We start from the raw sequence: 24,907 nt of genomic DNA, 5'->3' as shown, positions 1-24,907 counted from the left end.
ATTACTGCTATAGTCGCGAACGCCGCCAAAAGCGGCAGGCCAGTGAAACCAGGCCCTGGGCCGGTTCCTGACCTACGCAGTTCTCCAGGACGCGAGGCCGTCCTACGGGGTTTTCGCCAGTTTACCGAATTGCCTGGAATCGCCACCAGCGCTGTGTAGAGAAGACCGAAAAAAACGACAAGTGTGGTTTTTCACCTGCTTCCCGATTCTTTTCGCTGCACCTCTGCCCGCCCCCGTCGCTTCCACGCAACGCAAGGCGAATGCTTCGGAAATACCTGCCTTGGATATGTAATGGCGTCAGCTTCCCGTTCGAAGCTGGCGAAAAATGCAACCCGTTGCGGATTCAGCGCGCGGCAGCACCCGAATTATCAGGGATACGTGCAGGGTGGAGATGCACAGCCCTCGGACCGTGTAGCACCGCGTCCGGCCACCGGCCCACTGAATGGCCGGCGAGCGGATAAGGTCCTGAACAGATGCCTCCGGGCGTCCACGGCTGACGGTTGATTCCTCCTCCTGACTGAGTGCACGAGGCCCGCTTGGTTGATTCGGATACCCATTCGAAGCCACCGGGGCCTGGTAGGCACCGCAGCAAACAGGACGCGTCGTCGCGACAACGGCAGGCTGGGCAACCGGCTGGTGCCGAACGTTGCTCGACACGGGGGTGGCCCGGCCACCCTTTGCGCACCTTGGCACCGACCATGAGAAGTCGTGTGTGCCGAACGCCGTTTCCGGCAGCCCGGAAACCGACGGTACAACATGAAAAGAATGCTGATTAACGCAACTCAACCCGAAGAGTTGCGTGTAGCCCTGGTGGACGGCCAACGTCTCTACGACCTGGACATCGAGTCCGGCGCACGTGAGCAGAAAAAGGCCAACATCTACAAAGGCAAGATCACCCGGATCGAGCCCAGCCTCGAAGCCGCCTTCGTCGACTTCGGCTCCGAACGTCACGGCTTCCTGCCGCTGAAGGAAATCTCCCGCGAATACTTCAAGAAAGCCCCTGAAGGCCGGGTCAACATCAAGGAAGTCCTGAGCGAAGGCCAGGAAGTCATCGTCCAGGTCGAGAAGGAAGAGCGCGGCAACAAAGGCGCCGCCCTGACCACCTTCATCAGCCTGGCTGGCCGCTACCTGGTACTGATGCCGAACAACCCGCGTGCCGGTGGCATCTCCCGCCGCATCGAAGGCGAAGAGCGCAACGAGCTGCGTGAAGCCCTGAACGGCCTGACCGTGCCGGGCGACATGGGCCTGATCGTGCGCACTGCCGGCCTTGGCCGCAGCAGCGAAGAAATGCAGTGGGACCTCGACTACCTGCTGCAACTGTGGACCGCCATCAAGGAAGCGTCCCTGGACCGCGCCGCGCCGTTCCTGATCTACCAGGAAAGCAACGTCATCATCCGCGCCATCCGCGACTACCTGCGCCAGGACATCGGCGAAGTGCTGATCGACAGCATCGATGCCCAGGAAGAAGCCCTGACCTTCATCCGCCAGGTGATGCCGCAGTACGCCAGCAAGGTCAAGCTGTACGAAGACAGCGTGCCGCTGTTCAACCGTTTCCAGATCGAAAGCCAGATCGAGACCGCCTTCCAGCGCGTCGTCGACCTGCCGTCCGGTGGCTCGATCGTGATCGACCCGACCGAAGCACTGGTCTCCATCGACATCAACTCGGCGCGCGCCACCAAAGGCAGCGACATCGAGGAAACCGCCCTGCAGACAAACCTGGAAGCGGCCGAGGAAATCGCCCGCCAGCTGCGTCTGCGTGACATCGGCGGCCTGATCGTCATCGACTTCATCGACATGACCCCGGCGAAAAACCAGCGCGCAGTAGAAGAGCGCGTACGTGAGTGCCTGGAAGCCGACCGCGCCCGCGTTCAGGTCGGTCGCATCTCGCGCTTCGGCCTGCTGGAAATGTCCCGTCAGCGCCTGCGCCCATCGCTCGGCGAAAGCAGCGGCATCGTCTGCCCTCGCTGCTCCGGCACCGGCATCATCCGTGACGTCGAATCGCTGTCGCTGGCTATCCTGCGCCTGATCGAAGAAGAAGCCCTGAAAGACCGTACCGCCGAAGTACGTGCCCAGGTGCCGATCCCGGTTGCCGCCTTCCTGCTCAACGAGAAGCGCAACTCGATCACCAAGATCGAACTGCGCACTCGTGCACGCATCATCATTCTGCCGAACGACCACCTGGAAACCCCGCACTTCGAAGTCCAGCGCCTGCGCGACGACAACCCGGAAGTGCTGAACAACCAGTCCAGCTACGAAATCGCCGCTGCCGAAACTGAAGAAGCACCACAGCCAACCGCCACCCGCACCCTGGTTCGCCAGGAAGCCGCGGTGAAGACTGCGCCGGCCCGTGCCAACGCTCCAGTACCGAGCGCCGCCGAAGAGCAGCCTCAGCCTGCAGCACCGGTAGCCCCTGCACCGAGCGCACCTGAGCCAAGCCTGTTCAAAGGCCTGGTGAAGTCGCTGGTCAGCCTGTTCGCCGGCAAGGAAGAACCTGCCGCCGCACCGGTCGTCGCCGCCGCCGAGAAGCCGGCTGCCGAGCGTAACGCGCGCAACGAAGAGCGCCGTAACGGCCGCCAGCAGAGCCGCAACCGCAATGGCCGCCGCGATGAAGAACGCAAGCCACGCGAAGAGCGAGCCGAACGCGCCCCGCGTGAAGAACGCGCACCACGCGAGGAGCGTGCTCCACGTGAAGAACGCGCCCCTCGCGAAGAGCGTGCGCCACGTGAAGAGCGCGCACCACGCCAGCCACGCGAAGACCGCCGCGGCAACCGCGGTGAAGAGCGCGTACGCGAACTGCGCGAGCCGCTGGACGCCACACCGGCAGAACGCGAAGAGCGCCAGCCGCGCGAAGAGCGTGTAGCCCGCGAAGAGCGTGCGCCACGCGAAGAACGCGCCCCACGTGAAGAGCGTGCACCACGCGAAGAGCGCGCACCTCGTGAAGAACGTGCTCCTCGTGAAGAGCGCGCCCCTCGTGAAGAGCGTGCGCCCCGCGAAGAGCGTGCCCCGCGTGAAGAACGTGCTCCTCGCGAAGAACGTGCTCCTCGCGAAGAACGCCAGCCTCGCCCACCGCGCGAAGAGCGCCAGCCACGCCCAGCCGAACAGGCTGCTGAGCAGGCGGCCGAACTCGCCGAAGAGCAACTGCCGAACGAAGAGCTGCTGCAGGACGAGCAGGAAGGCACCGATGACGAGCGTCCGCGTCGTCGCTCCCGTGGCCAGCGTCGCCGCAGCAACCGCCGTGAGCGTCAGCGCAATGCCAATGGCGAGCTGATCGAAGGCAGCGACGAAGAAGGCAGCGAAGAGCAGCCGCAGCAGCATCAAGCCACCGAGCTTGGCGCCGAACTGGCTGCCGGCCTGGCCGTCACTGCCGCTGTCGCCAGCAGCCACATCAGCGCCAATGCCGAGGCTGAAGCCAACCAGCAGGCCGAGCGCGCCAGCGCCGAAGCTGTAACCACTGAAAACAGCGAAGTCGCCCAGCCGGCCGAGCAGGCCGAAGTGGTTGCTCAAGCCGAGGAAGCTGTCATCGCGCCGGTGGTCGAACAGCCTGTCAGCGAGCCGGTCACCGTAGTCGAAGCCAGCGCCGAGCCAGTGGTCGAGGTCGCACCGCAGCCAGTGGTTGAAGTAACCCCTGCCGCCGAGCCAGTGGCAGCAGCCCAAGCACCGGTTGAAGCACCTGCTGCCAAAGCCGAAGTGATCGAAGCGCCAGTGGTCGAGGGCGGTGAAGCCGAGCAGGCTCAGGTTGTGGCTGAAGAAGCACCGGTTGCCGAGCAGCCAGCTGCCGTCATCGAAGCCCAGCCGGAAGTGGCGGTAGAACCTGTTGCTGCCGAAGCTACCCCTGCGGTAGTCGTGCCAGCCCCTGTAGAAGCCCCTGCAACCGTCGAAGCCGCTACTGTCATGCTGCCTAACGGCCGCGCGCCGAACGACCCACGCGAAGTGCGTCGCCGCAAGCGTGAAGCCGAGGCCGCTGCCAAGGCTGCGCAGGAAGCTGCCAAGCCCGCACTGGAAACCGCCGATGAGCACAAGCCTCATCACGGTTGATAGCCAAGGCTGAATGAAAAAGCCCCGCCAGTGCGAACTGGCGGGGCTTTTTCTTGCCTGTCTGTTTTACCTGTTCCGGCCTCTTCGCGGGCAAGTCGGGGCCGGGAAAGGCAAAGCAATCAGTACAGGTTGGGCTCCATCTCCAGCTCCACGCCGAACCGCTGCAGGATATCTGCCTGAATCCGCTGCGCCAGCGCATGCACCTGCGCCCCGCTCGCCTGGCCATAATTGACCAGTACCAGCGACTGCAGCCGATGGACACCCGCATCGCCCTCACGGTAGCCTTTCCAGCCCGCCTGCTCGATCAACCAGCCCGCTGCCAGCTTCACCTGGCCGCCTGCCTGGGGATAGGCCACCACGCCCGGGTACTGGCTTCGAATGCTTTCGACCAGCTCAGCCGACACTACCGGATTCTTGAAGAAGCTCCCGGCGTTACCCAACTCCGCCGGGTCCGGCAGTTTTTCGCGACGAATGCTGCAAATGGCGTCGCTGATCGCCTGCGCGGTTGGCTGCTCAACGCCCTGCTCCACCAGGCGCTGGCGCACAGGGCCATAGTCCAGATGTGCCTGCAAGTCGTGGCTCAGCGCAAAGCGCACACGCAAGATCAACCAGCGCCCAGGGTTGCGCTTGAACACGCTGTCGCGGTAACCGAAGGCGCACTCCTCCAGGCTGAAATCGCGCAGCGCCCCGGTCTCCCGGTCCAGCGCGGTCAGCCCGGCGAACACATCCTTGATCTCGACGCCATAGGCGCCGACGTTCTGCATCGGCGCAGCGCCCACGGTGCCAGGTATCAGGCTGAGGTTCTCCAGGCCACAATAGCCTTGCGCCAACGACCATTGCACGAACGGGTGCCAAGGTTCACCAGCTTGCGCCTCGACCACCACCCGCTCGCCGTCATCACTCAGCACGCGCTGGCCACGGCTGGCCATGTGCAGTACCAGCGCATCGATATCGCGGGTCAGCAGCAGGTTGCTGCCCCCCCCGATCACCTGCACTCGCAACTGACGCTGGCGCGCCTGGGCCAACGCCTCGCGCACTTCGTCATCACTGTGTGCCTGGGTGAAATACCGGGCTTTTACGTCGATGCCGAAGGTGTTGTAGGGCTTTAGCGAAACCTGCTCCTGCCAAACCGCTGTCATAGCCGCCCCTTGATTTCCACGACCAGCTCGCGGCACGCAGCCTCGATCAGGTCGAGCACCTGCTCGAAGCCCTCGGCACCGCCATAGTAAGGGTCTGGCACCTCGTCCAGGGCCGCGCCGTAACGGCGCAGGAACAGGTCGAGCTCGCCACTGGCATTGTGCGGGCGCATGGCGCGCAGGTGGGCGAGGTTGCTCTCATCCATGGCCAGGATCAGGTCGTACTCGGCGAAATGCGCCGGCTTGACTTGCTGGGCACGCTGGCGCGACAGGTCATAACCACGCGTCAGCGCTGCCTTGCAGGTGCGGCTGTCTGGGGCCTTGCCAACATGCCAGTCGCCGGTACCGGCAGACGCCACATGCACCTGCTCAGCCAGGCCGGCCGCCTGCAACTGATGGCGCAGCACGCCTTCGGCGGTGGGCGAGCGGCAGATATTGCCGAGGCAGACGAACAGGACGCGCATCAGGCCTCCAGCAAGCGCCGTACGCGCTCCAGGTCTTCGGGGGTATCCACTCCCACGGCTGGCGCCTGGATGGCGTCTTCGACGTGGATACGCACGCCATGCCACAGCGCACGCAGCTGCTCCAGGGCCTCGGTCTGCTCGAGCCAGCATGGGCCCCAGCTGACGAAGTCCTGCAGGAAGCCGACGCGGTAGGCATACATGCCGATGTGGCGGCGATACGGCACGCCTTGCGGCAGCACGTCGCGGTCCTTGGCAAAGGCGTCGCGGGCCCAAGGCAGCGGCGCACGGCTGAAACTCAAGGCCAGGCCGTTCTTGTCGCTGACCACCTTGACCGCATTGGGGTTGAACACGGTTTCCGGCTCATGGATCGGCTCGGCCAGGGTGGCGATGCCGGCTTCCGGGTGGGCTGCCAGGTTGGCGGCCACCTGGTCGATGATCACCGGTGGGATCAAGGGCTCGTCGCCCTGTACGTTGACCACGATGGCATCAGCCGGCAGCCCCAGGTGCGTAGCCACTTCGGCCAGGCGGTCAGTGCCCGATTCATGGTCGGCGCGGGTCATCAGCACTTCGGCGCCAAAGGCCTGGCAGGCTTCGAGGATGCTGGCGTCATCGGTGGCGATGACCACCCGACTGGCGCCACTCTTGCGCGCCTGCTCCCAGACGTGCTGGACCATAGGCTTGCCAGCAATTGCCAGCAGCGGCTTGCCCGGCAGGCGCGTGGAGCGCAGCCGGGCGGGAATGACCACGGTGAAGTTCACGCTCATTTGTCCAGACGCTCGTCGTCGGTCAAGGTACGCGCTTCGCTTTCCAGCATCACCGGGATACCGTCACGGATCGGGTAGGCCAGGCCTGCGCCCTTGCTGATCAGCTCGGTCTTGTCAGCACTGAGCTTGAGCGGGCCCTTGGTGATCGGGCAGGCGAGGATATCGAGCAGTTTGGTGTCCATGGAGGCTTCCTTGAGGCCAGGTGGCCGGAACATTGAATTAGCTGAATGAGCGTTCAGGGCTTGCGCAGCAACCGTTGCAGCTGGTTGTCGAACCAGGCGCCGAAGGCAGGCGTGGGCTGTGCCTCGACCGCCAGGTACCACCAGTCGTCGGCGGCGAAGGCCCGGCATTTCACCGCATCCTTCTCGGTCATGATCAGCGGCAGTGCCGGGCTGAACGCCAGGCTTTCGGCACTGAACTGTGCATGGTCGGCAAAGGGGTGCGGCACCGGCTGCCAGTTTAGCTCCAGCAGGGTATTGAAGAAACGTTGCGGGTTACCGATACCGGCCACCGCATGCAGGCGCTGGCCCGGCGGGAAAAAGCCCAGTTCGCGGCGTTCGCCGCTGCGCAGGTTGACCAGGGCAGACGGCTGCAGACGGAAGCCAAAACCGTCCGCACGGTCGCCATCGGCACCGTTGTACAGCACGGCGTCCACCTCTTGCAGGCGCTCGCGCGGTTCGCGCAGCGGGCCAGCAGGCAGGCAGCAGCCATTGCCCAGACCACGTGCGGCATCGATCAGTACCAGTTCAAGGTCACGGGCCAGGCGGTAATGCTGCATGCCATCGTCGCACAGGATCAGGTCAAGTGGCTCACTGGCGAGCAGCGCCTGCACCGCGCCGGAACGGTCAGGGTCGATCATCAGCGGCACGCCAGTGCGCTGGACGATCAGCAAAGGTTCGTCGCCGGCTTGTTCGGCCGGCTGGCTCGCTTCTACCCGCCACGGGTAGTGCGGCGGCTTGGCACCGTAGCCACGGCTGACCACACCCACCTTGAGGCCCTGGCGGCGGCAATGCTCGATCAGCCAGAGAATCATCGGCGTCTTCCCGGTGCCGCCCACGGTGATGTTACCTACCACGATGACCGGCACCGGCGCCCGATAGCTGGCACTTTCGCCACTAAGGAAACGCGCGCGCTTGCGCCTCACAACGCGCCGGTACAACGCTTCAAGCGGGCGCAGCAGCGCCAGGGCCGGATGCCCGGTGTACCAGGCGGCGAGCAAGCGGTCGGCGAGCGCCATCAAGGTGTCCCCTGGGCAGCCTCGACGGTGGTCATGCGCAGGTGGCTGAAACCGAGCTTGCCGGCGGCATCCATTGCGGTGATCACGGCCTGGTGTGGGGTCTTGCCGTCGGCGCTGATGGCCAGCGGCAACTTGTTGTCACCGCCAGATTCGCGCTCGATGGCCTCGCTCAGGGTCGCCAGGTCGCTCTTGGGCAGCAGGTGGTTGTTCACCGAATACACACCATCGGCGCTGATGGTCACTTCCACCAGTTTGCCCTGATCGGCCGGTGCCTGCTCGGCGCTGGCCGCTTCGGGCAGCTCGACACGCAACTGGGTCTCGCGGGTGAAGGTGGTGGTGACCACGAAGAACAGCAGCAGGACGAACACCACATCGATCAGCGATGCAAGATTGATGTCGACGTTCTCCCGCTGGCGATTGCGCCGGAACTTCACGCCTTGCCTCCGGCCACTTCCACTTCGCGGTCGCCCTGGATCACTTCCACCAGCTTGATCGCCTCCTGCTCCATGCCCACCACCAGCTCATCGATGCGGCGCAGCAGGAAGCGGTGGAAGAATACCGCCGGGATACCAACCATCAGGCCGGCCGCAGTGGTGACCAGGGCCTTGGAGATACCGCCGGCCAGCACAGCGGCGTTGGCGGTCATCTGCGAGCCCATGAAGGCGCTGAAGATATCGATCATGCCCAGCACGGTGCCCAGCAGGCCGAGCAGCGGCGCCATGGCAGCGATGGTGCCGAGGGTGCTGATGTAGCGCTCGAGTTCGTGGATGACGCGCGAGGCGGCCTCCTCGATGCACTCTTTCATGATTTCGCGGCCATGGCGCGAGTTGGCCAGGCCAGCAGCGAGAATCTCGCCCAGCGGCGAATCGGCGCGCAGGGCCTTGAGCTTGTCACTGGTGAGTTGCTTGTCCTTGATCCACATCCATACCTGGCCCAGCAGGTGCGGCGGGCTAACGCGGCTGGCGCGCAAGGTCCACAGGCGCTCGACGACGATAGCCATGGCGGCGATGGAGCTCAGAATGATCGGCAGCATCATCCAACCACCGGACTTGACCAATTCCCACACAGTAAACGCCCCTCTGGAAAAAGGCCGCCACTCTAACACAGGAGCGCAAAGGGCTCATCTGCCGGAGGTCAGGCAAATGGCAGGGCCGGCCTCTTCGCGGGCAAGCCCGCCCCTAACGAGGCTTGCGATCGCCCGTGGGAGCGAGCTTGCCCGCGAAGAGGACCGGTCAGCCACCGCCAGCCTCCCGCCAGAATCGCCGCTGCCGACGCACACCCTCGACATCGCCATGGCTCCCCAGCACCAGCCGCAAGCCCCCTTCTTCCGCCGTGTCGTGAATGGCCACGCCATGCCGACCATAGCGTTCGACCACCTGAGCATGCGGGTGCCCGAAGCTGTTGTTGCGCCCCCGTGAAATCAGCACCCCACGCGCAGCCGTAGCGCGGATGAAGGCCTCGCTGGAAGAAGTGCGGCTACCATGGTGCGGCGCCTGCAGCCAGTCGATACGGGGCGCTTCGTTCTGTGCCAGCCAAGCCCGCTCTGCGCCGGCCTCCATATCCCCCGCCAGCAGCAAACGCTCGCCCTGCGCCTCGACCAGCAACACACAAGAGCGGTCATTGCTGCTTTGCCCGTCAGCCCAACGCCATAACGAAAAGCGTACGCCATCCCAGGTCCAGTGTTCGCCACTGGTGCAAGGTTGCAGCTGCACATCATCCAGCGCTTCGCCGCCAATCATTTGCCGGACTGGCAAACCACGCTCGATGGCCGCAGCACCGCCCGCATGGTCGGCATGGGCGTGGCTGATCAACATCAGGTCCAGGCTGCCCACCCCAAGCTTGCGCAGGGTCGGCAGCACCACCCGCTCGCCCAAGTCGATTTCGCCCTTGGCCGGCCCTGCGTCGTACAGCAGGGCGTGATGCCGCGTGCGCAACAGCACCGCCAGACCTTGACCGACGTCTAGCTGCCATACCTCTACCTGACCATGCGGCACTGGCTCTCTCGGCACCCACAAGGCCAGCAGCAGGACCCCGCCCAGGCCGCGCACCGGCACTCCGCGTGGCAGCAACCACAGCAGCGCTCCAATACACACAAGCAACCATGCATGCACCGGCAAAGCTGGCGGTGTCCATGCCGGGCGCCACGCTGCTATCGAGGCAAGCAGGCGCAACAACAAGTCCAGCATGCCTCCCGCCAGCCATAGCAAGCCCTCGCCAATGCCTGCCAGCGGCAGCAACAGGGTGCCGAGCAACGCCAACGGCAACACGCCCAGGCTGACCCAAGGCACTGCCAGCACGTTTGCCAGGGGTGCGGTCAGGCTCACCGGCAAGCCCGTGGCCAGCAACACAGGCAGCAGGCCTACGGCGATTACCCACTGGGCCCGCGTCCACGCCTCCCAAGGTCGCCAGCCGCCAAGGCGCGCGGCAAAGCTGCAGATCAGGATCGCCACTGCCGCAAACGACAACCAGAACCCGGGTAGCAACACCGCCAGGGGCTCTGCCAGCAGCACCAGGTTCAGCGCCAGCAGCAGCGGGAACATCGCACCTAGCTGACGAAAGCGCAGGCGCCACAACAGCACCACCGTCAGCATCAGGCAAGCGCGCTGCACCGGCACGCCGCCGCCTGCCAGCCAGCCATAAGCCAGCGCCGCCGTCAGCGCCAGGCCGCATGCCCAGGGCAACCATGGCCAGTCACGCGGCCACAGCCCCCAGCGCGCCAGCCCCGCTATCAAGGCATACAGTAGCCCTGCAACCAGGCCGATGTGCTGGCCGGAAATCACCATCAAGTGCACCGTGCCGGTAGCCTGCAGTACCTGCCACTGGTCGCGGGCCAACCCTGCGCCATCCCCCAGCACCAACGCCACCAAAGCAGCTTCCTGACCAAGGGCATCGACATTCAACAGCCGCTCGCGTAACGCATCTCGCCACCCCGGTGGCGCCGCGTGCAACACCTGGCCCGCTTTCACGGTGCCAGTGGCGCCGATTCGGCGCGCCAGCAGTTGAGCCTCACGGTCCGGGCCATGAGGGTTGAGCAACCCCGCCGGGCGCTGCAGGGTGACCGCCAGCCGCCAGTGCTCGCCAGCGCGAATGGCCGGGCCGTTGAACCAGCTCAATTGCAACCGCCGGGGCAACTCGGCGCGACGCGAACGTGGCTGCTCCAGCTCAAAGCGCACGCCCTGCGCAGTCCGCGTCGGCAAGCCTGCGACCCGGCCCTCCAGCCAAAGCGCGCGGCCATCGAGCCCCGCAGCCAGGCGCTCATCCAGCGCCTGCTGGGCCGACCAGCAGGCCCAACACAGCCCCAGCACAAAACAGCCCAGCGGCCACAGCCGGGTGCACGCGCAGACACCACCCCCCAGCACAAGCAGTAGCAGCCACCCGACCGACGGCAAAAAGGGGAGAAAGCCCAGGCTCAATAGCCCGAGCGCGAGCGCAAACATCCCTGTGCGCATGAGGTAGAGCTCCAGAAGCGGAATCGCCTACTGAGGCATAGCCGAAAAGCCGCCCGTGCCTGCTCAACAATTGTCACAAACTCTGAACAAGGCTGAGATGGAATCAAGGCATACTTCCCCGATCAATGCTCCGGGAGCCCACATGCCGCGCCGCCTTTTCAAACGCTACATGCCGGACCCGACCAGCATTCGGGAACACAAGTCCTTACGCTTTTTCGGCAAGTTGCTGCACGACCCTAACCTCTGGCACCTCAACCGCCACTCGGTGGCGCGGGCCATGGGCGTGGGCCTGTTCGCGGCGTTGATCCCCATCCCCATGCAGATGCTGCTGGCTGCAGCACTGGCGATCCCGGTACGCGGCAACCTGCCGATCGCCGTCAGCCTGGTCTGGCTGACCAACCCGCTGACCATGCCGCCGGTGTTCTTCGTCACCTACATGACCGGCGCCTGGCTGCTGCAGATACCGCCCCGCAGCCTGCCCGACGAACTGACCTTCGAATGGATCACCGACCAGCTGGCCACGCTGTGGCAGCCGTTCCTGCTGGGTTCGGTGGTGTGCGGGGTGGTGCTGGGCATTTTCGCCTACTTCACTACCTTGCTGTACTGGCGCTGGTGGATTGGCCGGCAGTGGCGCCGGCGCAAGCAACGGGTATCAGGCACGCATGCCGCGGCCACTGACCAGCAGGCGAACGCACAGCACATAGAGCACCGCGGTGGCCACCAGCATGAAGGTGATCGCCGTGCCAATACTGATATCCGACACCCCTAGGATGCCGTAGCGGAACGAGTTGACCATGTGCAGCACCGGGTTGGCCAGCGACACGGTCTGCCAGAACGGCGGCAGCAGGTTAATGGAGTAGAACACTCCGCCCAGGTAGGTCAGGGGCGTCAGCACGAACGTTGGAATGATCGAGATATCGTCGAAGTTGCGCGCAAACACCGCGTTGACGAAGCCCAGCAGCGAGAAGATTGTCGCGGTCAGCAGCACCACGACCACGGTCACACCCAGGTGATGCACCTGCAGGTCGGTGAAGAACATCGACAGGATGGTCACGATCACCCCAACCGCCAAGCCACGCAGCACGCCACCCAGCACATATCCCACGAGAATGGTGTGTGGCGACACCGGTGACACCATCAGCTCCTCGATGGAGCGCTGGAACTTGCTGCCGAAGAAGCTCGACACCACGTTGCCGTAGGAGTTGGTGATCACCGACATCATGATCAGCCCCGGCACGATGTACTGCATGTACGTGAAACCACCCATGTCGCCAATCTGCCGGCCGATCAGGTTGCCGAAGATGACGAAGTACAGAACCATGGTGATCGCTGGCGGCAGCAGGGTCTGCGGCCAGATACGCAGGAAGCGCCGCACTTCGCGGTAGACGATGGTGTTCAGGGCGACCCAGTTGGTGCGCAGTTCCACACTCATACGGCCACCTTCGACAGGTTTTTTTCCACCAGGGACACAAACAGCTCCTCGAGTCGGTTGGTCTTGTTGCGCAGGCTCTGTACCTCGATGTTCTGCAACGCCAGCTGGCCGAACAGTGCGGTAATGCCGATGTCCTTCTCCACCTGCACTTCCAGGGTGTGCGGGGTCAGCAGCCGGCAGGGGTAGCCTTGCAGCACAGGCGCCGAGGCCAGGTCCTGCTTGAGGTCGAGGACGAAGGTCTCGACATGCAGCTTGCCCAGCAACTGGCGCATGCTGGTGTTCTCGACGATGGTGCCGTGGTCGATGATGCCGATGTTACGGCACAGTTGCTCGGCCTCTTCCAGGTAGTGCGTGGTGAGGATGATCGTGATGCCCTTCTGGTTGAGCTCGGTGAGGAAGCTCCACATCGAGCGACGCAGCTCGATGTCCACGCCGGCAGTCGGCTCGTCGAGGATCAACAGCCGCGGCTCGTGGATCAGTGCGCGGGCGATCATCAAACGGCGCTTCATGCCACCGGACAGCGAACGCGACTGCACATCGCGCTTGTCCCACAGGCCCAGCTGGGTGAGGTACTGCTCGGCGCGCTCCTTGGCCAGCTTGGGCGGGATGCCGTAGTAACCGGCCTGGGTGACTACGATGTCGAAGGTCTTCTCGAACTGGTTGAAGTTGAATTCCTGCGGCACCACGCCCAGGCAGCGCTTGAGCGCCGAGGGCTCGCGGTCAAGGTCGTGGCCAAACACGTTGACTGTGCCACTGGTCTTGTTGACCAACGTCGAGAGGATGCCGATGGTCGTGGACTTGCCGGCGCCGTTGGGGCCGAGCAAGGCGAAGAAGTCGCCTTCGGCAACATCGAGGTCGATGCCTTTGAGGGCCTGGAAGCCGTTGCCGTAGGTCTTGGTCAGCTGTCGGATGGACAGGGCGGAACTCATAGCGGGTCACTTACCGAAGAAAAAGGTGCAGGACACGCCAGGGCAGATCACTGGCGCAGTGAGTGCGGCCATGGTGCAAGGCCCGGCCGCACAAGTACAGTCACATCTATTGATAATGACTATCGAAGCAAGCTCAGGTCAGCGCGGTCATTACGGCGGCCTGGTAGGCCGGGCGGGCCTTGAGGCGCTCGTACCAGGCTTCCAGATGACGCATGGCCGGGCGTTCGATGGGCATTTCGAACCAGGCGTAGACGAAGCTACCCAGTGGGATGTCGCCCATGCCGATCTGGTCACCGGAAAGGTACGGTTGGTGCGCCAGGGTTTCGTCGGCAATTGCCAGCAACTGCGCGCACTGCTTGTGCGCGGCGTTGATTGCCACCCAGTCGCGCTGGTCTTCAGGGGTGCGCAGCAGGCCCCAGAACAGCGGGCGGAACGGGGTGGCGAAGGATGAGGTGGTCCAGTCCATCCACTTGTCGGCCAGGGCACGCTGGCGGGGGTCTTCCAGGTACCAGCCCTGCTCTGCACCGTATTCGGCGCACAGGTAGCGGACGATGGTGTTGGATTCCCACAGAGTCAGGTCGCCATCTTCAAGCATCGGCACCAGGCCGTTGGGGTTACGTGCACGGTAGTGCGGCTCGTTGACCACGCCAAAGGCGCCACCGGCGTCAATGGATTCGAAATCAAGACCCAGCTCATGGGCGACCCACAGCGCCTTGCGCACATTGCTCGAATTCTTGCGGCCCCAGATCTTCAGCATGGCAATGTCCTTATGGAATGCAGTGGGTGAACAGTCTACTCCAGAGTTTTATTGCCTGTACTGGCCTCTTCGCGGGCAAGCCCGCTCCCACAGGATCATCACAACCTTCAAGCCGGCGATGTTCCTGTGGGAGCGGGTTTACCGGCGATGAGGCCGGCACAGGCGAACAATGATCTGAAACTCCCACCGCCACACCCTGTCACTGTTCTGAACAGGCTGTTCACAGTGTTGCGTCTACGCTGTCTGGGACGGCTCAAGCCCTTGGTTCCAAGGAGGACCGATTATGTTGCTGTTGTGGTTGGTGGTGCTGGTGATCGGCGCGGCATATCTCACGCACCGGCGCCTGGCGCCCTTGCAGATACTGGGCATCATGGCGGCCTATGTGCTGTTGATGGGCATTTTCAGCAGCGCCCCTGGCTGGCTGCTGACGCTGCTGTGGATTGTACTGGCCCTGAAAATCGCCCTGGTGGCACTGCCGGACTGGCGCCGCAAGGTGTTCACCGGCCCGGTGTTCACGTGGTTCCAGCGTACCCTGCCTCCCATGTCGCAGACCGAGCGCGAAGCCATCGACGCCGGTACTGTGTGGTGGGACGGTGAGCTGTTCAGCGGCCGCCCCGACTGGCGCACCCTGCTCGATTACCCGGCACCCAAGCTCACCGAGGAAGAACAGGCCTTCATCGACGGCCCAACAGAAGAGCTGTGCGCAATGGTCAGCGACTGGCAGATCGGCCAGGACATGGACCTGCCACCCGAAGCCTGGCAGCACATCAAGTCCCACGGCTTCTTCGCCCTGATCATTCCCAAGGAGTACGGCGGAAAAGGCTTCTCTGCCCATGCCCACTCCCAGGTGGCGATGAAACTGGCCACGCGCAGCGGCGACCTGGCGTCCACGGTAATGGTGCCCAACTCACTCGGCCCGGCAGAACTGCTGTTGCACTACGGTACCGACGAACAACGCGACCACTATCTGCCGCGCCTGGCTCGTGGCGATGACATCCCCTGCTTCGCCCTCACCGGCCCGCTGGCCGGCTCCGACGCCGGCGCAATGCCCGACACCGGGGTCATCTGCAAAGGCCAGTGGAACGGTGAAGAGGTCATCGGACTGCGCCTGAACTGGGAAAAACGCTACATCACCCTCGGCCCGGTCGCTACCCTGCTGGGCCTGGCGTTCAAGGCCTACGACCCGGATCACCTGCTGGGCGAAGAAGAAGAACTGGGCATCAGCCTTGCACTGATCCCCACCAATACCCCCGGCGTGGATATCGGCAAACGCCACTTGCCGCTGGGCGCAGCCTTCATGAATGGCCCTAATAGCGGCAAGGACGTGTTCGTGCCGCTGGACTTCCTGATTGGCGGCCAGGCCATGCTCGGCAAGGGCTGGATGATGCTGATGAACTGCCTCTCGGTAGGCAGATCCATCTCCCTGCCTGCCGTTGGCACCGGTGCCGCCAAGTACACCAGCCTGGTCACCGGCCAGTACGCGAACATTCGCGAGCAATTCAATGTGCCATTGGCGGCCTTCGAGGGTATCCAGGAATCACTGGCACGCATCGGCGGCAATGCCTGGCTGATGGACAGCGCCCGCCTGCTGACCGCCAAAGCCGTGGACCTCGGTGAGAAACCTTCGGTGTTGTCGGCGATTCTCAAGTACCACCTGACGGAGCGTGGCCGCGAATGCATCCAGCACGCCATGGACGTGCACGGGGGCAAGGGCATCATCATGGGCCCGAACAATTACCTGGGCCGCAACTGGCAAGGAGCACCGATTTTCATCACTGTCGAGGGGGCGAACATTCTTTCGCGCAACCTGATGATCTTCGGCCAGGGTGCTATCCGCTGCCACCCGTTCGTGCTCAAGGAGATGGCCCTGGCCGGTCGAGAAGACCGTGATCAGGCACTGAAGGAATTCGACGACCTGCTGATGAAACACATCATGTTCGCCGCTGGCAACGCGGCCAGCACGCTGGTGTTCAATCTGGGGCTGGGCCGCCTGGAAAAGGTGCCGGGTGATGCCCTGAGCCAGGGCTACTTCCGTGCTCTCAATCGCCAGGCCGCCGCATTCGCCCTGCTCGCGGATCTGTCGATGATGCTGCTGGGCGGCGCGCTCAAGCGCCGCGAACGCCTGAGTGCGCGCCTGGGCGATGTGCTGAGCTATCTGTACCTGTCCAGCGCCGCACTCAAGCGTTATCACGACCTGGGTTCTCCGGAGCACATGCAGCCACTGCTGCGCTGGGCCATGGAAGAAAGCCTCGGCCAGGCTGAAAAGGCCTTGGACCGGCTGCTCGACAACTTCCCCAACCGCTTTGTCGGCTGTGCGTTACGCGTGCTGGTGTTTCCGTTCGGCCGCCGTCATACCGGGCCATGCGATGAACTGGATGCCGAAGTGGCGGCGCTGATCGGCCGCAGCAAGGGCGACCCGGCCCTGGAGGAGTTGCTTGCAGGATGCTTCCGCCCGCAGGCCAATGGCGACCCAGTGGCGGCACTGCAACGGGCCTGCGACTTATTGGATGAGGCAACCCCGCTGCACAAGGCGCTGCACCAGGCTATCAAGGAAGGCAGGGTTCAGCCTGCACCAGGGCAGTCGATGATCGATGCGGCAGTGCAAAGCGGTGCGCTGCAGCCAGGTGAGGGGCAACGGTTGCACGAGGCAGAGCACGCCCGCCGGGCGGTGATCGATGTGGATGCCTTCGACAAGGCACAGTTGCTGCCCGAGCCAGGCAAGGTGCGCTGAGCAAGGGGCCGTTTTGCGGCCCCTTCCGCAACCCGCGTATACTCCGCCACCGTTTCGACTACCCCGAGGACCTCCCCCATGGCCAACCCCCACCTGGAATATCACCTGCAACTGCTCAACCACCTGCGCACCATCCTGGTGGCACTGGGGGATGCCGAGCAGGTGCCAGAGGAAAGCCACGCCCTGTTCCTCGAACGCTTCGACGAGCTGCTGGCCCTGTTGCCGCAGAATCCGCTGGAAAGCCAATATCTGGGCCAGGACCTGATTTGCCAGGTGATTCAGCGCTACCCGCAAATCGCCCACCTGGTGCCTCGCGACCTGCTGTGGTTCTTTGGCGGTGATTGCCTGCACTACATGCCTGACGAGGAACTGGACCTGTACCAGCGCCTCGAAGACCGCCGCTACGAGGCGGAGCAAAACGACGAACCTTTCGACTGGCACCAGGAAAAGCAACTGCTCTCGATGCCAAGCGGCTCTGCCAGTCATTGACCAGCTCGACGGTCGCGCCTGCACCCAGGCGCGACCTGACGCTGTAGCCAACCGCCAATGCCCCGCCTTCAAGTTGATTCGCCTTACAGACGCTCAGTGCCGTGCTGCTTAACCTGCACGCGTCCCTGCTACAGCTGAGCAACGCTGTCCAGGACTCCAAATGCGCCCATCATCCGTAACGATGATCGCGGCCATCAACTGACCAACGGGTATTTCCAATGAAAAAAACCTTGATCGCCCTCGGCTTGGCCGTGGGCGCCAGTACTGTCCATGCCGTACCGGACACCGGCACCATCCTCTTCACAGGCAAAGTCAACGGCAACACCTGCTCCATCGAGATTGTCGACCCTTACAACGGTGCGGTACTGAACCCGATCGTGCTGCCTGAGGCTGAAGCCTCACAGCTCACGGGTGGCGTTGACAAAGAATCATCCCCTCTGGGCTTTGGCCTTAGCATCACTGCCGGAACCAATTGCGACCCGACAGGCAAGAAAGGCGTCGTCTCCTTCTCTGGCAAAGACGGCCCAGCAGGCGCGGGCGACACTCTGCATGCACTTCACCCTGGCAGCGCCGCTGGCGTAGCGCTGGCAATCAAGGACAACACCGGCACCGTCATCCCTTGGGGAGCCGAATCCAAGGAATATGACCTGAACGCCACTGGCCAGAGCATGATGCTGTTCTACGCCAACCTGCGCTCGACCGCAGCAACCGTCAGCGCCGGGCCAGTCAACGCCACGATTCCTTTCGTGTTCAACCTGAAATAGCCCCAAAGGCCGCACCATGCGCGGCGCGGCCCTTCCTTCACAATACTCTGTGCAGATCATGTCTAACACCGGATACCAACGCCTTCGACGCGCCCTGCTTCCTCTGTGCCTGGCCCTTTCATTACCAGCCGCCGAAGCCGCGCTGACCATCAACGCCACACGGGTGATTCACACCAGCGACGCTCGCAGCTCATCGGTTGTGATCGCCAACCCGACCAACAGGCCTTTCGCCGTGCAGACGTGGGTCAATACCCAGACAGACGATACCCTCACGGCCGTACCTTTGGTCCCGACCCCCGTGCTTTTCCGCCTGGCCCCTGGCAAAGACCAGCTTGTGCAGATCAACCGCCTGCCTAACGACCTGCCGCAAGACCGTGAGTCGCTGTTTTTCTTCAATGTCCAGGAAATCCCGCAGCAGGAAGCGTCTGGCCAAAATCAACTGAACATCGCCATGCGCACACGCATCAAGCTGTTCTATCGGCCCAGCCAACTCAAGGGCTTGCCGCAAGATAACGTCAAGAATCTGAACTGGTTCCTGGAGCAACGCGATGACGGCTTGCATCTGGTAGTCGACAACCCGACGCCTTTTCACTTCACTTTCGACCAACTGGAAGTCAATGGCGCCGGGCAGTCGGAAAAACCCAGCACCATGGCCATGGCACTTCCGTTCGCCCAACAGTCCTACCGCCTGACGCAGGTCCGCAAGCTGCAGGGGCTGCAGGTGACCTTCAATACCCTTAACGACTATGGCGCCTCTACCGCCGTCATGCAGCAGCCTCTGTCACTCAGGCCAGCAAGGTGATCTCCAGCGGCTCGAAATTCGGCAGCGCCGGCCAGGTACGGCCGGCGTCGAAACTGACCATCACTTCGATCGTGAAGTTCTGCCCCAGCAGCAAACTGCTCAAGAACGCAAGCGGCACCGTCGCGTCACCTGTTGCACCGATTCCTGACGTCAACTCACCCTCTGTGACGGCATGATTGCGCATGACCTGCAGATCACTGGCGCCTTCAGCGGACACACCGCGAATTTCGATACGAACCCATTGGTCCTGGCTTATCAACTTCCAGGGCGCCAGAGTGATGGCCGGGTCCCGCGTCTGCTGCTTCAAACTGAACGTGGTACCTGTCGTACCTGATAGCTGTGGAATCGGCATGCTGGAGCGTGGAAGCGGCTCTATCACCACCCGCCTGACATCAGACCACCATGGGCCGTCGCTCCCGTCTACCGTGTAACGCAGCGGCACTGTCTTGCCGCTCAGGGCAACCACATGACGCTCGGCAACACGATAGCTGCTCACACCCTCCACACCCTGCAACAACTGCTCACCGAACAGCCCAGGTGCCCATTCCACCGTGAACGGCTCGCCCGGATGAATGACCGCCGTTCCAGGGATTCTTATTTCCACAGGCTCATCAACGTCGACCAGTTTCAGGGTCACCTGCTCCTGGCTGCCAGTCGCCAGCGGCACCTCTGGCCTGGGAAGTACCCGCGGAATCGGTTTGGCATCGACGGTAACGGCCTTGGGCACAGAGACCGGGCTACTGTTTCCTGCGCGATCGCGCACCAGATACTGGGCATAGCGGCCACCATCACCGCGTTCCCGGATCATCTTGCCGTCATATTCGATGATCACGGGATTGCCGGCATCCTGACTGGTCAACGTGACTTCGCCTACCTGGGTATTGTCCAACGGCTCATCATCCCAGTAGTACACGATCGTGTCGCCCGGCATGAATGTCTGGTAGACCGGCACCTGCCCGCGCAACACTTCGCCATTGTCCTTGAGAAACTTGTCCGTCACCGGTTGCGAGCCCAGGTCGGGAAATTCCAGGCGCCCTCTGTCACCCCCCAAAACCGGAGCGGTGCGATCAATGGTCAAGGTCAAGGGCTTGGAACCGATTTCGACACCGTTATAGCCCAGAACACGGTAGGTGACCTGGAACTCACCCTCTTTGAGCAATGAGTCGGTCGGCACATCGATAAATAGCTCATCGGGGTTGATGGCCGCATACCAGGTCTTTGCATCAACCAACTCGCCCCCCCAGTACAAAGAGAGTGTTTCCGGCATATCCGGCCCAGGGCTGGAAATCGGCCACTGCGGTACCTCGATGCGCAAGGGCTGGCTGAGGGCTGCAACTGGCAACAAACCTGGTGCGCCATCTGTGATGTCGTCCAGCATCGCCGGTGCTAACGGAGGCTCCAGAACACCGTCATTGTGTGTTAAATCCATTGGCATGATGCCTTCCTCCAGGACTGGAAACGCCAAGGGCGAGCTTGCGCTCGCCCTTGGCCAACATTACCAGCGGTAGCTCACGCCAACATTGGCGCCCCAAGGCTGCTCGATCCGTTCACCGTTGCTGTAATCGAAATCGGCATGCAGTTGAAGGCGCTCGTCCATCGCCACCGCGACCCCGACCCCCAGTTCACCACGCGAACCGGCCAGGTCATTGTCGAAACGGTGGTCATTGACTTTCACTTGGTTATTACTCACGAACTCATGTGCATACGCGGCGCGCACATAGGGCTGGGCGAAACGCCCCTCACCCAGGTCGAAGGTACGCCCCAGCGTGGCACCAGCCTTGCCCAGCAGCGACCGGGTGTCGTCACCCTTTGCCTGGAGACCGTTGTCCAGGTGGTAATCCTTGCCCGCAATGTTCACGGCCGACCACTGGGTATAGGGCTCGACGAAGTAACCCTCACCCAAGGCGATATGGCGGCCAAACTCTACAGACCCACCGACGCCCAGGTTGTCATAGCTGCCCTTGGCACGCCCGCCATCGCTCAGCGTTACTTTCGAATCGTTGTCGAAGCGGTTGAGTTTGACCACGCTATCCAAGTAGTAGCCGCTGCTTGCATCGAGCCAGGTGGCATACAAGCCGAGGTAGTAACTTTTGACTTCGGCAGAACCGCCGCGGGTCAGGTTGAGGTCGGACGAACTGTGGCCGGCCATGACCCCGGCCAGCCACTGCCCATCGCCCCAAGGCAACGGTGTGTCAGCCCCCAGGGAAAATCCTTGTTGGGTTTGCTTGTAACCTGCTTGGTCGCTGACGTTGTACTGGTTGCCGTAGGCTCTGGCCCAAGCCCCGGCCTTGCGCTCGTCCAGGCGCAATTCGCCCATGCGTCCACGCAAGGTGGTCAACTCACCGTACCAGACCGTTGGCGCCGTATTGAACAGCGCCAGCACCGATGCAGTGCCAGGGCTGATGACCTTGCTCGAGCCGTCAAGGTACCAATCGTTACCGCGCTGCGCCAAGCCATAGGAAAACGCCCCCAGGTCGACCGGCCCGTTGAGCAACGAAAACGAAGCATCGCCACTATCGACGTGAACCAGGTGCAACGAATTCGGTCCGGCCGGCTCTGCACCGCTGCTACCGACCAGCAAGCTGTGGTTGCCGCTGGCATTCCCGGTCACTTCAAGGAAGTCGGTCTGCCCGGTGGCGAAATCGGCGTCCATGATGAACGTACCGCTCCCCGACAACTCACCCAGGGTCAAACGCTGGTACTGGTTGGCTTCACCGAAGCGCACCTCACCGCCGTTCATCTGCAGCTTGCCGACCTGGCTGCCCTCGACCATAGTCCAGCGGCCCTGATTGGCCAGCGTCAGGCTTGCCACATTTTCCAGGCGGCCGGTAAGGCTGGCATGGTTATCCAGGCTCACATTCGCGGTCGAACCTGCTTCGGCACGAATGTCTCCGACCAATTGGGCGTTGTCGACACTCAGGTTTGCCGTGGAGTCGCCCAACACCTCCAGCAGGGTGCCGTTGCTGCCCTTGAGGGTCGACCCTGCCCCGACCAGGATATTGGCGCTCGCTGGCCCCAGGAAGGCATCGCCCACGACGATTGCCGAACCGTCCAGACCTTCGACATGCGTCCCGACCAGGTTCACCTTGGCCGCATCGGCAAAATCTGGGTCGGCCAGAATCTCCAGACCGATGCGCGCACCACGGATGATGCTGCCCCTGGCAGTCAGGCTGGCATCACCGAACAGTTCCGCCGCTGCTAAGTTGCCATTGCTGACCAGCGTGCTGTTTTCCAGCACCAGTGTAGAGCCAGCACTCAGCGACGCGCCCCCACGCCCCCCTTCGATATGGCTGTCACTGACCGTCACCGTCGAGCCCACACTGCCTTGGCGACCAAGGCGCAAACCGAACAGGTCGGCGCTTATGGAACTATTGCCGCTGATAGTCCCGTTCGCTGAAACGAGTGTCACGCCCTCCGATGCTCCCCCATCAACCGTGGTGCTCTGCAGGTTCAACCCACTGCCTGCGTTTGCCCTGATGCGCTGGGTGGTGGCGCCAGTGGCATTGAGTTGCCCCCCCGCATTGACCTGATAACTGTCAAGCGCGGTCGAAGGGTCAATGTTCAACTCACCATCGACAATAGTTTGCGCCCAAACCGGAGCGGTCCAGAGCAGCAGCAAGGAGGCTCTTAGGCTTCGGGTTAACCCATTCAGACCGAAACAGTGAATAGACTTCATAAGAAAGGCTCGCCTGTAAGAAATGCGTCGAAGACTTACAAAGCTACGAAGAAATTACGCCAAAATCTGTAGGAAAAGCCGTCAAACGCAAGTGGACGGCCCTCCCTCACAGGCTCAGGGTTTCAAAGGGCAGGAGCCTGAAGGTCCATGCATGGAAACCACCTGTTCCTCGATGTCCGATACATAAGAGCGCCCAGCCAACGTAAATTCATAGTGCACCCTCCCTCGCCCATCGTGATCAGGAGGCGCAAAGTCATAAATGGGGAGAATATGGTCTTCATAAGGCTGGACACGCCAAACGAAACCATTGATGTTGGTCGCTGTGAGTTCGATAGCTTCTTCCAGGGCCACACCCGGTATTACTGTCTCACCAACAAACCCTTGAACAGCTGTCCATTTCAAAGTCACCGTGTCACCTGCCTTGAGCCCGTACTGTGCCAGGTCCGGCACCCGAACACGGATTGCAGGGTCAAGCGGGTCAGGATTATCCTCATCGTACAGCGCACCGCAGGTTAGCCAGCCGACAGGTGCACCGGTATTGCCGCCCAGGAACTCTGGTTTCTCCGGATGGATGTCGATGGCAGTCACGTCCACATCGACGGTATCGGACCCTACAACGTTCGGGTTGCCGGGTCGCCTGACCTTGTAGTGGACCGGAACGATATCGTTGCCCCTCGCTGCGATGGCCGCCCATGGCACCTCGAACTCCACCTCTTCACCGATATCATCGCTTGCTAATGGATAGTCCAAACTGTCGAGATGGGCGTCGTCCCAGTAGAACGTGAGTTCGTCTTTCTCCTGCAACGATTTATCAATAACCAGCATCAAGCGCGCATTTTCAAACTCATCAACAGGAAGCAATTCGTTCTCGGTGTCGGACACTTTGCCGTAAACAGCAGGAAGTGGCAGCCGCGGGTTTACCGGGTCTGGCCATTCCGGATCAGGATCGGGACCCGGGCCGACTGGGCCAATGCGCTCGAGATTGACCATGACCTCGATGCCCCGCCCCCCTTGCGGCACGGTGCCCCTGCGCACTTCGTATGCCACCGTCACGGCAACCTCACCCTTGCTGCTGCCACCGTAGCTGTCCCAAACAACCTTCGGTGTCATCCGAAAGTCCATCGGAAATGCGTTGAGGCTGCCCACCTCACGCCACTCGGACTCATCGCTACCCCAAATCACCCGCACCTGGTCGGTAGGCTTGGCGTTATCGAATGCCAGCACTTGCACGACGATACCGTCGAAGACATCCTGCTGGTCGATCACGCCATCAGCAGCAGCATTCACTACAGGGTCTTTCAGGTTGCCAGGCAGTGGGCCTACGGCCACCCCCACCTCTCGTGCGGCCGAAATCCGGCTGACATTACCCGCCTTGTCCATCAATACGTAGAGCGCGTATATACCGCCGTCCCCCCTCGCTCTGATGACGTCGGCAGGCACGGGGATATCCTGCGGCAACTTACCCACGTCGGCAAAGCCGTCAGGGTCGACGTCTTCACCTTCAGCCGGTACTTCGTTGAGCCAGAACCAGAACACCTTGTCGCCGTCGGCCCGGTCTGGATAATCGGGCAATGAAAGTTTTACGGTAGCCATGTTAGCGTCAGTAATATTGGCGATTACCGGGAACGCAGCAGGGTACGCTTTCTCGTAGGGTGGTTTGCGGTCAAACCTGACGTCAAGGGGGCCCGATGCGTCCTCCATACCGTTGTAGTACATCACCTGGTAGTCAAAACTATTTACACCATCCGACCACGCGTCCAACTGCGCACGGTTAAATTCGATTGCGAGTGGAAATTTATCGGCATCGTCGCGATTAAATTCATTCTCCAAGACCGGCGTACCGCTTTGCACATGCCGAACAACCAATGTGTCGTACCGCCCGGGGGGCGCCAAGACCCAGGTAGGAATGGTAATTCTAAATACCTTGCTATCATCTTCCAGGTATTCGACCTTGACCGTATTATCGGCAGGGTCTGCAATCATGACTGTGTCAACGCCCGGGGCGGACAACGCGAGTGGCTGAGCATGATGAATACGAATCGGGCGAAGTTTCGGCTGACCCTTGTTCACCGCAGGTCGCTTACCAGCTGAATCACTCATTGCAAGATCTCCCGTTGATCGGCGCAGTCATAGTTCAGTGACTGAGGTACCTGATCGGCAGCAGCATCCCGGATGCCTCGGTCCTGACTGAAGCCTGTACTCAATCGCCTCGCATCACAACTGGCATTTTTATCAGGTATCT

20 protein-coding genes are annotated in these 24,907 nt (G+C 62.4%); 6 read left to right on the top strand and 14 right to left on the bottom strand.

Annotation, left to right across the window (positions count from 1 at the left end; all coding sequences use genetic code 11):
* Nucleotides 1–756: 756 nt before the first annotated feature.
* Nucleotides 757–4,035 carry a ribonuclease E gene (gene rne / locus H040_RS25475; RefSeq protein WP_027919451.1) on the top strand — a complete coding sequence of 1,093 codons (3,279 nt, stop codon included), beginning with the start codon at nucleotides 757–759 and terminating at the stop codon, nucleotides 4,033–4,035.
* 119 nt (nucleotides 4,036–4,154) lie between these two features.
* On the opposite strand, the gene murB is transcribed toward rne, so the two are convergent.
* From murB to H040_RS25435, 8 genes are all read right to left on the bottom strand, one after another.
* Nucleotides 4,155–5,174 (bottom strand): UDP-N-acetylmuramate dehydrogenase, encoded by a 1,020-nt coding sequence (murB, locus tag H040_RS25470; RefSeq protein ID WP_027919452.1) that lies wholly within the window; start codon nucleotides 5,172–5,174, stop codon nucleotides 4,155–4,157.
* On the bottom strand, nucleotides 5,171–5,635 hold the full coding sequence (locus tag H040_RS25465; protein WP_027919453.1) for a low molecular weight protein-tyrosine-phosphatase: 465 nt from the start codon (nucleotides 5,633–5,635) through the stop codon (nucleotides 5,171–5,173). Before H040_RS25465 ends, murB begins: the two co-directional genes overlap by 4 nt.
* Nucleotides 5,635–6,399: a 3-deoxy-manno-octulosonate cytidylyltransferase gene (gene kdsB / locus H040_RS25460; protein WP_027919454.1), complete on the bottom strand. Its 765-nt coding sequence runs from the start codon at nucleotides 6,397–6,399 to the stop codon at nucleotides 5,635–5,637. The genes H040_RS25465 and kdsB overlap by 1 nt, the downstream gene beginning before the upstream one ends.
* Nucleotides 6,396–6,581, bottom strand: coding sequence for a Trm112 family protein (locus H040_RS25455; protein ID WP_003247142.1), 186 nt, complete (start codon nucleotides 6,579–6,581; stop codon nucleotides 6,396–6,398). Before H040_RS25455 ends, kdsB begins: the two co-directional genes overlap by 4 nt.
* 53 nt (nucleotides 6,582–6,634) lie before the next feature.
* A complete protein-coding gene (gene lpxK, locus H040_RS25450; protein ID WP_027919455.1) occupies nucleotides 6,635–7,636 on the bottom strand; it encodes a tetraacyldisaccharide 4'-kinase in 1,002 nt (333 codons plus the stop codon).
* On the bottom strand, nucleotides 7,636–8,070 hold the full coding sequence (locus H040_RS25445; RefSeq protein WP_027919456.1) for an ExbD/TolR family protein: 435 nt from the start codon (nucleotides 8,068–8,070) through the stop codon (nucleotides 7,636–7,638). Before H040_RS25445 ends, lpxK begins: the two co-directional genes overlap by 1 nt.
* A complete protein-coding gene (locus H040_RS25440) occupies nucleotides 8,067–8,702 on the bottom strand; it encodes a MotA/TolQ/ExbB proton channel family protein (protein ID WP_027919457.1) in 636 nt (211 codons plus the stop codon). The genes H040_RS25445 and H040_RS25440 overlap by 4 nt, the downstream gene beginning before the upstream one ends.
* 166 nt (nucleotides 8,703–8,868) lie before the next feature.
* Nucleotides 8,869–11,085, bottom strand: a complete 2,217-nt coding sequence (locus H040_RS25435; protein ID WP_027919458.1) for a DNA internalization-related competence protein ComEC/Rec2 — start codon at nucleotides 11,083–11,085, stop codon at nucleotides 8,869–8,871.
* A gap of 142 nt (nucleotides 11,086–11,227) precedes the next feature.
* On the opposite strand from H040_RS25435, the gene H040_RS25430 reads away from it, so the two are divergent.
* Nucleotides 11,228–11,854, top strand: coding sequence for a DUF2062 domain-containing protein (locus tag H040_RS25430; protein WP_027919459.1), 627 nt, complete (start codon nucleotides 11,228–11,230; stop codon nucleotides 11,852–11,854).
* Here H040_RS25430 and H040_RS25425 read toward each other — a convergent pair.
* The 3 genes from H040_RS25425 to H040_RS25415 all read right to left on the bottom strand — a co-directional run bounded on the left by H040_RS25425 (nucleotide 11,738) and on the right by H040_RS25415 (nucleotide 14,203).
* A complete protein-coding gene (locus tag H040_RS25425) occupies nucleotides 11,738–12,517 on the bottom strand; it encodes an ABC transporter permease (protein ID WP_027919460.1) in 780 nt (259 codons plus the stop codon). The genes H040_RS25430 and H040_RS25425 overlap by 117 nt on opposite strands.
* A complete protein-coding gene (locus tag H040_RS25420; RefSeq protein ID WP_027919461.1) occupies nucleotides 12,514–13,446 on the bottom strand; it encodes an ABC transporter ATP-binding protein in 933 nt (310 codons plus the stop codon). The genes H040_RS25425 and H040_RS25420 overlap by 4 nt, the downstream gene beginning before the upstream one ends.
* A 133-nt stretch (nucleotides 13,447–13,579) precedes the next feature.
* On the bottom strand, nucleotides 13,580–14,203 hold the full coding sequence (locus H040_RS25415; protein WP_027919462.1) for a glutathione S-transferase: 624 nt from the start codon (nucleotides 14,201–14,203) through the stop codon (nucleotides 13,580–13,582).
* A gap of 283 nt (nucleotides 14,204–14,486) precedes the next feature.
* Here H040_RS25415 and H040_RS25410 point away from each other — a divergent pair, with 283 nt between their 5' ends.
* The 4 genes from H040_RS25410 (at nucleotide 14,487) to H040_RS25395 (ending at nucleotide 18,989) form a co-directional block, all read left to right on the top strand.
* Nucleotides 14,487–16,934: an acyl-CoA dehydrogenase gene (locus tag H040_RS25410; protein WP_027919463.1), complete on the top strand. Its 2,448-nt coding sequence runs from the start codon at nucleotides 14,487–14,489 to the stop codon at nucleotides 16,932–16,934.
* Nucleotides 16,935–17,012: 78 nt separating this feature from the next.
* Nucleotides 17,013–17,423, top strand: a complete 411-nt coding sequence (locus H040_RS25405) for a PA2817 family protein (protein ID WP_027919464.1) — start codon at nucleotides 17,013–17,015, stop codon at nucleotides 17,421–17,423.
* A 218-nt stretch (nucleotides 17,424–17,641) separates the two neighbouring features.
* Entirely contained in the window at nucleotides 17,642–18,187 is a 546-nt protein-coding gene (locus tag H040_RS25400) for a fimbrial protein (protein ID WP_027919465.1), read from the top strand.
* A 16-nt stretch (nucleotides 18,188–18,203) separates the two neighbouring features.
* Nucleotides 18,204–18,989 (top strand): fimbrial biogenesis chaperone, encoded by a 786-nt coding sequence (locus tag H040_RS25395; RefSeq protein ID WP_256208094.1) that lies wholly within the window; start codon nucleotides 18,204–18,206, stop codon nucleotides 18,987–18,989.
* Here H040_RS25395 and H040_RS25390 read toward each other — a convergent pair.
* The 3 genes from H040_RS25390 to H040_RS25380 form a co-directional block, all read right to left on the bottom strand.
* Nucleotides 18,973–20,424, bottom strand: coding sequence for a hypothetical protein (locus H040_RS25390; protein ID WP_143512537.1), 1,452 nt, complete (start codon nucleotides 20,422–20,424; stop codon nucleotides 18,973–18,975). The two genes, H040_RS25395 and H040_RS25390, sit on opposite strands and share 17 nt — an antisense overlap.
* Nucleotides 20,425–20,484: 60 nt before the next feature.
* Nucleotides 20,485–22,665: an autotransporter outer membrane beta-barrel domain-containing protein gene (locus H040_RS25385; protein WP_050437228.1), complete on the bottom strand. Its 2,181-nt coding sequence runs from the start codon at nucleotides 22,663–22,665 to the stop codon at nucleotides 20,485–20,487.
* A 114-nt stretch (nucleotides 22,666–22,779) separates the two neighbouring features.
* The gene (locus H040_RS25380) at nucleotides 22,780–24,765 is read right to left on the bottom strand and encodes a hypothetical protein (protein ID WP_027919469.1); all 1,986 of its coding nucleotides are present in this window, start codon (nucleotides 24,763–24,765) and stop codon (nucleotides 22,780–22,782) included.
* Nucleotides 24,766–24,907 lie beyond the last annotated feature (142 nt).

The organism is Pseudomonas sp. URMO17WK12:I7 (assembly GCF_003269045.1).
In the GTDB taxonomy this organism is placed as follows: Bacteria; Pseudomonadota; Gammaproteobacteria; order Pseudomonadales; family Pseudomonadaceae; genus Aquipseudomonas; species Aquipseudomonas putida_J.
This window is presented reverse-complemented; position numbering and strand designations above follow the sequence as displayed.

Bases quoted from the DNA above. Each gene is read 5' to 3' on its own strand.
- rne (WP_027919451.1), top strand. From the start codon at position 757: ATGAAAAGAATGCTGATTAACGCAACTCAACCCGAAGAGTTGCGTGTA.
- murB (WP_027919452.1), bottom strand. From the start codon at position 5,174: ATGACAGCGGTTTGGCAGGAGCAGGTTTCGCTAAAGCCCTACAACACC.
- H040_RS25465 (WP_027919453.1), bottom strand. From the start codon at position 5,635: ATGCGCGTCCTGTTCGTCTGCCTCGGCAATATCTGCCGCTCGCCCACC.
- kdsB (WP_027919454.1), bottom strand. From the start codon at position 6,399: ATGAGCGTGAACTTCACCGTGGTCATTCCCGCCCGGCTGCGCTCCACG.
- H040_RS25455 (WP_003247142.1), bottom strand. From the start codon at position 6,581: ATGGACACCAAACTGCTCGATATCCTCGCCTGCCCGATCACCAAGGGC.
- lpxK (WP_027919455.1), bottom strand. From the start codon at position 7,636: ATGGCGCTCGCCGACCGCTTGCTCGCCGCCTGGTACACCGGGCATCCG.
- H040_RS25435 (WP_027919458.1), bottom strand. From the start codon at position 11,085: ATGCGCACAGGGATGTTTGCGCTCGCGCTCGGGCTATTGAGCCTGGGC.
- H040_RS25430 (WP_027919459.1), top strand. From the start codon at position 11,228: ATGCCGCGCCGCCTTTTCAAACGCTACATGCCGGACCCGACCAGCATT.
- H040_RS25425 (WP_027919460.1), bottom strand. From the start codon at position 12,517: ATGAGTGTGGAACTGCGCACCAACTGGGTCGCCCTGAACACCATCGTC.
- H040_RS25420 (WP_027919461.1), bottom strand. From the start codon at position 13,446: ATGAGTTCCGCCCTGTCCATCCGACAGCTGACCAAGACCTACGGCAAC.
- H040_RS25415 (WP_027919462.1), bottom strand. From the start codon at position 14,203: ATGCTGAAGATCTGGGGCCGCAAGAATTCGAGCAATGTGCGCAAGGCG.
- H040_RS25410 (WP_027919463.1), top strand. From the start codon at position 14,487: ATGTTGCTGTTGTGGTTGGTGGTGCTGGTGATCGGCGCGGCATATCTC.
- H040_RS25405 (WP_027919464.1), top strand. From the start codon at position 17,013: ATGGCCAACCCCCACCTGGAATATCACCTGCAACTGCTCAACCACCTG.
- H040_RS25400 (WP_027919465.1), top strand. From the start codon at position 17,642: ATGAAAAAAACCTTGATCGCCCTCGGCTTGGCCGTGGGCGCCAGTACT.
- H040_RS25395 (WP_256208094.1), top strand. From the start codon at position 18,204: ATGCGCGGCGCGGCCCTTCCTTCACAATACTCTGTGCAGATCATGTCT.
- H040_RS25390 (WP_143512537.1), bottom strand. From the start codon at position 20,424: ATGCCAATGGATTTAACACACAATGACGGTGTTCTGGAGCCTCCGTTA.
- H040_RS25385 (WP_050437228.1), bottom strand. From the start codon at position 22,665: ATGAAGTCTATTCACTGTTTCGGTCTGAATGGGTTAACCCGAAGCCTA.
- H040_RS25380 (WP_027919469.1), bottom strand. From the start codon at position 24,765: ATGAGTGATTCAGCTGGTAAGCGACCTGCGGTGAACAAGGGTCAGCCG.